This window comes from Hafnia alvei (genome assembly GCF_900095695.1).
Classification (GTDB): Bacteria; Pseudomonadota; Gammaproteobacteria; order Enterobacterales; family Enterobacteriaceae; genus Hafnia; species Hafnia alvei_B.
In genome coordinates, this window is sequence record NZ_FMIQ01000026.1 from 94,855 (window position 1) to 102,953 (window position 8,099).

At 48.1% G+C, this 8,099-nt stretch carries 6 protein-coding genes and 1 tRNA gene; 2 read left to right on the forward strand and 5 right to left on the reverse strand.

Annotated elements, in window-relative coordinates; all coding sequences use genetic code 11:
• Positions 1 to 43 precede the first annotated feature (43 nt).
• The 4 genes from BN1044_RS07125 to pgaA are packed head-to-tail and all read right to left on the reverse strand — an operon-like array spanning position 44 to position 5,736.
• A complete protein-coding gene (locus tag BN1044_RS07125) occupies positions 44 to 448 on the reverse strand; it encodes a hypothetical protein (protein WP_072308112.1) in 405 nt (134 codons plus the stop codon).
• Positions 405 to 1,706 (reverse strand): poly-beta-1,6-N-acetyl-D-glucosamine synthase, encoded by a 1,302-nt coding sequence (gene pgaC, locus BN1044_RS07130; RefSeq protein WP_072308113.1) that lies wholly within the window; start codon positions 1,704 to 1,706, stop codon positions 405 to 407. Before pgaC ends, BN1044_RS07125 begins: the two co-directional genes overlap by 44 nt.
• Complete coding sequence (gene pgaB, locus BN1044_RS07135) at positions 1,703 to 3,805, reverse strand: poly-beta-1,6-N-acetyl-D-glucosamine N-deacetylase PgaB (RefSeq protein WP_072308114.1); 2,103 nt, start codon at positions 3,803 to 3,805, stop codon at positions 1,703 to 1,705. Before pgaB ends, pgaC begins: the two co-directional genes overlap by 4 nt.
• On the reverse strand, positions 3,802 to 5,736 hold the full coding sequence (gene pgaA / locus BN1044_RS07140; protein WP_139130911.1) for a poly-beta-1,6 N-acetyl-D-glucosamine export porin PgaA: 1,935 nt from the start codon (positions 5,734 to 5,736) through the stop codon (positions 3,802 to 3,804). The genes pgaB and pgaA overlap by 4 nt, the downstream gene beginning before the upstream one ends.
• Positions 5,737 to 6,202: 466 nt before the next feature.
• Here pgaA and BN1044_RS07145 point away from each other — a divergent pair, with 466 nt between their 5' ends.
• Positions 6,203 to 6,919 (forward strand): winged helix-turn-helix domain-containing protein, encoded by a 717-nt coding sequence (locus BN1044_RS07145; RefSeq protein ID WP_072308116.1) that lies wholly within the window; start codon positions 6,203 to 6,205, stop codon positions 6,917 to 6,919.
• A gap of 280 nt (positions 6,920 to 7,199) precedes the next feature.
• Positions 7,200 to 7,865 carry a hypothetical protein gene (locus tag BN1044_RS07150; RefSeq protein WP_072308117.1) on the forward strand — a complete coding sequence of 222 codons (666 nt, stop codon included), beginning with the start codon at positions 7,200 to 7,202 and terminating at the stop codon, positions 7,863 to 7,865.
• Between the two features lie 154 nt (positions 7,866 to 8,019).
• Here the strand turns inward: BN1044_RS07150 and BN1044_RS07155 are convergent.
• Positions 8,020 to 8,095 (reverse strand) — tRNA-Lys (locus BN1044_RS07155).
• Between the last annotated feature and the right edge of the window lie 4 nt (positions 8,096 to 8,099).

Here is an 8,099-nt window from a genome sequence, read left to right on the forward strand (position 1 = left end):
TACAGCGGCGATAAGGGCAGTAAAATACTGCCCTTATGCTTATTTATTGCGGCTGGATATGCGTGATGTTGCCCGCTTCATCATGAAGCACTTTGACAATTCGGTGCGCCTGTTCGGGATGTGTTTCTGCCATGCGTTGGTGCAGTTCATGTTTACGCATCAGCATCAATGCCCGCCATAAATAACGTAGTGCAAACCATAGCGCCAGAATGATCCCCATCGATATGATGATCAGGCTGTAATCGCCCAGCCGATTGAGATTGCTTAACAAGTCATGGCTGTTAAGCATGTAGCGATAAAGGAAAAAGACAATCGCGAGCCACACCCCGATAATCAATAACGGTTGCCCGAAACCAAACCAAATGTAGAGCAGCATGCGCTGGCGCTTATTCACCGCGGAGGCGTTAAGGAAGCTTTTTGCTGATATTTCGATGATCGGATTTTCCATGTTGAATACCCCTGTCAGGACTAACCCATACCGCTCGTGCGCCTTGTCGGCGAAGCAATACGGACGGAACGGCAACCAGACTGGTTACCACGTTAATTAACCAAAACATCAATGGATACCAAATCGTCCAGAGATAGCACTTCATAATCCCTCGGTCATAGCGTCGGTCGATAAGACAGCTGACTAATAGCTGCAATAGGCAGGTCACACCGAGCACCATGCCATTCCAGACCGGAACAACCGAAATTTGCCACTTGATGGGCAGCGTGAAAAAGAGATCGGCAAACATCAAGACAAAGGCAAAGGCCATGCAATAGGCCCAGAAAATACTCACCACGTATTCGCAAAACAGAGGCAGCATCATGCGGTTGCGCGGCGTGAACATGGCGGGAAAATATTTGAATACGGTTTGTACTCCGCCTTTGGACCAGCGAAGCCGCTGACGATAAAGCCCAATCAACGTTTCCGGCGTTAATATCCACGTGAGTGCGCGCGGCTCGTAGCGTATTTCCCAGCCGTGAGTCTGCAGTTTCCAACTGATATCAATATCTTCGGTTAGCATATCGACGCTCCAATAACCCACTTCCTCGAGCGCACTTTTACGGAATAAGGCGATAACGCCAGATACGGTAAATAGCCGACCAAAGACCTGCTGGCAGCGTTTGATCAAGCCCACCGTTGAAGAGAATTCTCCCACCTGCATGCGCCCAAGCAATGAAGTGCGATTGCGGATACGTGGGTTTCCAGTTACCGCAGCCATTTGCGGGTTATCAATAAAATGGCTAACTAAAAAATGCAGCGCGTTAGGATCGAGAAGTGCGTCACCGTCCATGCAAAGAATAAAATCGCCGGTAGCTAACTGCGCCGCGGTATTTAACCCCACGGCTTTGCCTTGGTTTTTATCCTGATGAATAGCCATCAGGCTAGGATATTTCTCGACCAGTTCATTAAGGATTTCGCCGGTGCGATCGTGGCTGCCATCGTTTACGGCCAGCACTTCATAGTTGGGATAATTTAAGTTTTGCAGATGCGCAATCACTTCGCGCACGTTGGGTTCTTCGTTATAGCAGGGCACGATAATGGAAATGCGCGGCGTTTCTGCCTGCGTGAAATCAGGATGGGTGAAATCATCGTGACGTTCGTAGACGACAAAATAGATCAGCCCCCCGAGCATCCACAGCCAAGCCATAAAGAAGGGGTAATAGAAAACAAAACCAAACAGCAGCGTTGGAATATCAATGCTAAAAAAGTGGCTCATTGTTGAGTGCTCCACTGCTTTGGTTTTTCGCGCACCATGCGGCTATCGCATTTAGGCAATGGTTTCCGTTCGATTACGTTGCTTTGTGCCGACATGAGTGGGCGGATCACTTCGCTATCCGGCTGGTTGTTGATGAAGTCGTCTGGGTAATAGCCCAAATGACGGGCACCGAGCGCGCGCAGCAACGTTAGTTGGTGTAGCAGCACGTCGTTGTCGACGGGGCGTTTTTTCTCCCAATCGTAGCTTTGGAGTTCAAAAATAGTTTTTTGGATACCTAATGGCTGAGCTGCCACTTTTTCATATAGGTCGGTGAGCCAACGATCGGGCATAGTGGACGATTCCATAAAGGGCATCGCCATCAACGCGGTGTAATCATAGTTTGCTAAGAATTTGGGTAGACTTTGCGCATACCACTGCTCAGCCTGAGGATCCATAACGGGCTGGGCGTAGAGATTACGGGTGGTCATTTGCGTTGCGGAGGCAAACTGATTTTTCTGCACTTCGGTGGCCAGTTGGTGGGTGAAGTTAATAAGAAAATCGATTTTTTTGTCTGTCCACTTGCGCAATAACTCAGGATTTGCGCGAATTTTATCCACATCGCCCGGCAATCCCCACGCTTGGTATTGCGCTAAGGCGGCGGGGCGAGTGTCTTCGTCGTCGCTCAGCACGGCATCGTCATGAAATAAAATGCCCTGAAGCGGGGTGTAACGAGAAAGATCGTGGTAGAGCTGAGTGATGGCCGCTCGCACATCGGGTTCAAAAGGGCTGAGGCGTGGGTAGGGAAATGTGCTGGGCTGCGCGCCGCTGTGGGTTGAGGTGATCCACATATCCGCCGCTAGATTATCTTTGGGCAGAGCGATGCTAAGCACGGGCATCCAAGCGAACACTTTTACGCCGGTGCGCGTTTGTAGTTGCCATGAGACACGGCTGAAAAGATCGGCGCGCATTGGTAATACGCTGTTAGGAAAATAAACTTCTTTTACTAGGCCGCTGCCGTCGGGATCGGCAAAGGCCTGTAAGTAAATGGTGGTCGGGGCAAGATCTTTAATGCGATCTAACAGGCAGGATAGATTCTTATCTTGCTGCTGAGGATCGGCGTCATAAACGTAATCTAAATCGACCTGAACCACGCGTTCAACCGGATAGATATCGCCACTGTAGCTGGCTGGTGCTCTGAGTTCCTGCTTGAGCACGCTGGTCGTAGTATCGAAGCCGATCAGAATTCGGGTGATTTTTGACAGCGGCTGCGAGGGCGGATTCGAACCGGAATCCAGCGTCAGCATGATAGGCATGCCGAGCTGGCGGGCTATATCCTGAACGGGCTGATGGTATGCGCCATAAGGCCAAACCATGATGCGCGGGGCGTGGCCGGTATAGTGCTGAATGAGCCGTGAGCTATGGGCCAAATCCTCTTTGACTCTGATTTGATATTCAGCCTCGGTTTCATAACGTTTCTGATCCGCCAAATACTGTAATGCGGCAGCCGCGGGAAATTCGCTCCCCTGTGGATTTGCTAACATTCCGTGGTGCAGGTTGTGGGTATGAGAAGCGAATTCAACTAAGCCAGAACGCTGCATTTCGGCAACTTCACGCCAATTAAGGAAGTAATCACCGGGTAATTCCACCGTGGCGCTAATTTTTATTTTTTCATTCGCTGGGTGATTGACCCAATCAGTGATCAGCGCCTGCACTGCTGGATATCTATAGGCTTTGAGTAGGGGGAACACGCGGGTATAGAAACTGCGATATCCATCGTCGAAGCTCAGCAGCACCGAACGCGGCGGCAGCTTTTTGCCACCTTGGCGGGCAGCAATGATTTGATCGACCGATACCATGTGGTAGCCATTTTCCTTCAGCCAAGCAAACAGCGAGGCTAGCGTTTTAGTATCAATGGCGGTGGCATCTGGATAAGTGGCAAAGCTGGCACGCAGATCGTCGCGTACATCGTGGAATGCCAATACGCGAAAAGTCAGGCCATCGTCGGGATCGGCCGGAGGTTGAATATCAATAGCCGGTAACGGCTGCCCGGCAGCGAATGCCCCTTGAAGCAACAGTAGGCTGAAAGCAAAAATTAAGATTGAACGAAAAATAGACGTCATAGCGTGCTTCCTAGAGGCAAAGTCAGTGACAGATAAAAGAGAGTCCGGTTTTCGCGTGATTCATCGTAGCGATGGCTATTCAGTCCAATACCGTAAATTAATTCTGAGTGGGCACTCAGCGCCCACTGGTGCTCGAATCTCAGTTCAGCAAAGAGGCTTGAGCCAAAATGGCGCTGTTGGTATTCGCCAGCGGTGAGATAGGTTCGCTGGGTGAAGTGACGCCGCGCTGATTGCCATGGTGTCCACTGATGCAGCAGGGTGACACCTGCCGCATAGTCGCGTTCAGGGCTGAAATACTCCGCATCGGGTAAGCTATTGCTGCTGGTGGAAAGCGACAGCGTGGCATCAAGCTGCTGGCGTGGGCGTGTCCATAACAGTTTTGTGGCTGAGGCCTGCCACGTTTGGCTAAGGTTTCCATCGCTCAGCCGTTGATTTTGATAGGCCAGCTCAGTGGAGGCGGTGCTGTCGGTTTGATAGCGCAGCGCGGCACTGGCTTGCTTAGCGCTAATGCCGCTGTCGTAGGCCTTCCAAGCAAGCTCGTTGCTGCTGTTATCGTAGCCTAGGTCGAACTGCCAATGGTCTGAAGGAAGATAGCTAACCTGCGCCGCTAAGCCTGTTTTCGCCGCATTGCCATTGCTGCGGTTGATTTCCATCGAACCGAGCCACTCAACGGCACGAAAATCGACGCCGGTGCCGTTACGTATACGTCTTGGCGCGCCTTCATCTGTTTTCCCCTGGCCGGTAAATTGGTGCGCAAACAGCCGCCAATTCTGATGAATAGGTGAAGAGTAAAGTTGGCTATCTATTTGCCAATCATAATCGCTGAGCGTGCCGTTACCGCGACCGCCGCTGGCATCGGTGGTGAAATAAGGCAGTTGCTCATAGCGATAATTACTCACGAATTGAGTCACAGAATTGTCGTCTTCAAATCCCTGAGAGACTTGCTGGTAGATCTCATGGCTAAGTGCAAAATCTCGTCGGGCAAGCGACGCTTCGGCAAGACCCGCGCGAGCCTCAAGGCTGTCTGGGGCTTGGTTTAGGGCAATTCGATAGGCTTGTGCAGAATGTGTGGGTAAATCACGCAGCAAATAAGCCTGAGCCTGAGTGGTTCGCAGGTCATCATTCATCGGTGCCGTATGGACCAATGCGTCTATTTGCCGCTGTCCCTGCGTGACATTTCCACTGTACAGGGTGTACTGAGCGCGCATTTTTTTAACCGTGGCGTAATCTTGATTCACCAATCCCGGCGTGGCACTGAGCCTGACCCACTGCGGCGTATTGGGTTCTAATTTTGCCAGCAAGGCTTCTGCTTGCTCATAGCGCCCGCAGTCTAAAAGGGCATAGAACAGCATTTCCTGCGTGGGGATCGGCTCAATTTCTCCCGGCGTTGCATGAGCCAATGCATATTCATAGCTGGCTACCGCTTTTTCTGGCTGTTCTAGCTGCATGAATGCGTCGCCACGTGCTGCGCTCACATAGGCTGGAAGGGGAGTGAGTTGTTCTAGCTGATGGGCGCGGATGATCGCGTTTTTCGCGTCACCTTTTGCGCTTAGCGCAACAATCTGATCGCCGAGAACCTGCTGTTGCACGCGATTAGCGCTGTTTGACTGCCCATGAGTGACCAAAAAGCGCTGTTCTTCAACTAATGCCTTGTTTAATGGCACAAGACGCAAGGAGCCGTTATCGTTTCGGCTTTCATCAATGCCCCAACGTAGTAAAAGGCTGAGCCGATGTTGAGCAATCGTGGCTGTTTGTAATGCATTCTCTTGAGACTGGGTCATGAGGATCTTTTCCCAAGCGAGAGTAGGCGCGCCTAATGACATCAATGTGTCTGCCGATATTTCTTCCGTGTCGGCCATACACAGGGAGGGCGATAATATGAGATAGGCTGCAAACATCGTGTATTCCCAACGAGGTCTTAAATAAATCACAAACGACACCTTTTCGGTTGTTACTTGATTACGGTGCGATGGAGGCAGAAATAAAGTAAGCACTTCATCATTAAGCTATTTATAGATAAATAAAATCTTAGGAAAATGAATTGGGTAAGTAACAAAAATGCTCATTTAGGAATATTCTCTAAACTTTAACTGTAGCTAATTGTTCTATAACGAGGGAATGGGCGTAATGATTCCATGCAATGAATTAATAGTAGAGTGAAAAAAAGTATAATCATGTGATGTTAATGTTTAGCGACCATTTGCTCTCTTGTTATAAAACGTTATCTGCGTAAAATAATAATGGAAATCTGAATGGTTTAATGAGCATGGTCAGTGATGTGGTTTTATTTTTATATGATGAATTCAATAAAATAATCACAAAATTTCCTTCAGCAGAAATAGGAATTATCTTGCATGTATAGATATTGAAAATGCGAGGAGTTTTCGGGAGTTTTATATGGCACAAGGGAAAATAACCATCAATACGATAACACATAAAATTGTTACCGCTGATGGCGAAGAACACACATTACGTAGCAAAGAATATCAGATGCTATGCCTGCTTTTAGAACGCGCGCCGTTATGTGTGACACGACGTGAAATCATTTCACACGTATGGAGTGGGACGTACAGCGCAGATGCGACGATCAACCAAACAATGAAATCGATACGGCGCAAATTAGGAGATAAAGATTTCACACTGATACAGACTATACCTAGGATGGGGTATCAAATAGAGCATCCCGAGCTCTTTTCCTTAGAACCGGCAGTTAATCATGAACCAGTAATTCATGATGATAGTCGTGAAGACCAGCAATTAAACACACAATCTCACTATGAAAGTAAAAGGGACAACGTTCAAACTACTCTGCCGGTTATTAATGAAAATCAAAGCGTAAAACGTTGGGGGATGATGGTAGCAATTGGCATACTCTGTTTTATCTGTGGCGTGCTTTGGCATGGAATGGCACCCTCATTTCCTTTACTGACGAAAACCAAAGGACGTGAAGAAATCTCCAATTCATTAATTTCAACCGTGACATCGGGTAAAGACAGTACGCTGCTCTATGATAATTATAGATTTGTTTGTAAGTATTCATGGCATGATGAATCACAATTCGCTTTAGTTTGTACTAAGGTTGAATTACCCGAAAGTAATACGCCATCAAGGTAGCTATTATTATGTAATCGATGCTATTTGTTTATTTCTTTGCAATAAGATTCATCCCAATATATGTGAAATTACACTTTCAGTGAGGATGAAAAATTCTATTTTAATTTTCCTAAGTGAAATTGAATTTAATGATAGAGAATATGATTAAAGTTATGCCCACATTTTGCCGTATATGTATATAAAGCAGCACGATGGTTGTTGTAAAATCGTTTAGGGAGACTTCTTCGAGGTCTAAACAAACCCTAGTAAAGCTCAACGTAGAAAAGCTCAAGCAGGCATAATGAATATACCTCCGGTGAATGCACGGTCTGACGCCTTACCGACTCCGCGGGGAGAAAAACTCACCGCGGAGATGCTGACGGTTAAAATTGATCAGCTTCTTAACTTACTTGAGCGTAAAGACATTTCGCCTCAACAGCGTGAGACATTGATTCGAACGTTAACGTCGCTACAGCAGGAACGAACTCTGCTCAGCCAGCTTGCTTCTGGTGCAAAAAATACGCCGCCAGTGGATCAGGTACCAAACACGCGCCCTGATGTGGCCACGGCTGCGCGGACGGCGACGGTAATCCAGAGCAATCAACCGGTTGTCATTGGCGATACGGCCAAGGCGCTGATGAGTAAAAGTGAAATCCAGCATGCGATACAGGTCAATCAAGTATTGGATAAAGCATTAGGGAATTTGGCTCCAGCTTCTCAAACTTCAGACGTGGTTCGCTCCCCTTTAGAGAACTATCTAGCGGTGGCTGCGCAAAACCCGGTTGTGAATGTGAAGCCTGACGAGTCTGATAACAAAATAACCTCGGTAATCGACCCTAAGCCACTGTTTGGCATTATCCCGCAAGAATGGTTGCCTACGGGAATGCGTACGCCTGCGCGCTCGTCAGGCTGGGTTATGTTTGTAGGAATTCTCGTTTTGTTGGGGGTGATGATATGGATATGGTGATATGAAGCTATGAAACGGAGAGTTTAGGAAAGATGGAGAGGGGATAAGTATCTTCGTTCGACTCGAACCTGCGGCAGGTTCTCATCCCACACGAATTTTATGCGGAGTACAAAAACAAAAAAACGCCTCTCGGCGCTTAATGTTTTATCTGAAATGGTGGGTCGTGCGGGATTCGAACCTGCGACCAATTGATTAAAAGTCAACTGCTCTACCAACTGAGCTAACGACCCGCAG

Bases quoted from the DNA above. Each gene is read 5' to 3' on its own strand.
- BN1044_RS07125 (WP_072308112.1), bottom strand. From the start codon at position 448: ATGGAAAATCCGATCATCGAAATATCAGCAAAAAGCTTCCTTAACGCC.
- pgaC (WP_072308113.1), bottom strand. From the start codon at position 1,706: ATGAGCCACTTTTTTAGCATTGATATTCCAACGCTGCTGTTTGGTTTT.
- pgaB (WP_072308114.1), bottom strand. From the start codon at position 3,805: ATGACGTCTATTTTTCGTTCAATCTTAATTTTTGCTTTCAGCCTACTG.
- BN1044_RS07145 (WP_072308116.1), top strand. From the start codon at position 6,203: ATGGCACAAGGGAAAATAACCATCAATACGATAACACATAAAATTGTT.
- BN1044_RS07150 (WP_072308117.1), top strand. From the start codon at position 7,200: ATGAATATACCTCCGGTGAATGCACGGTCTGACGCCTTACCGACTCCG.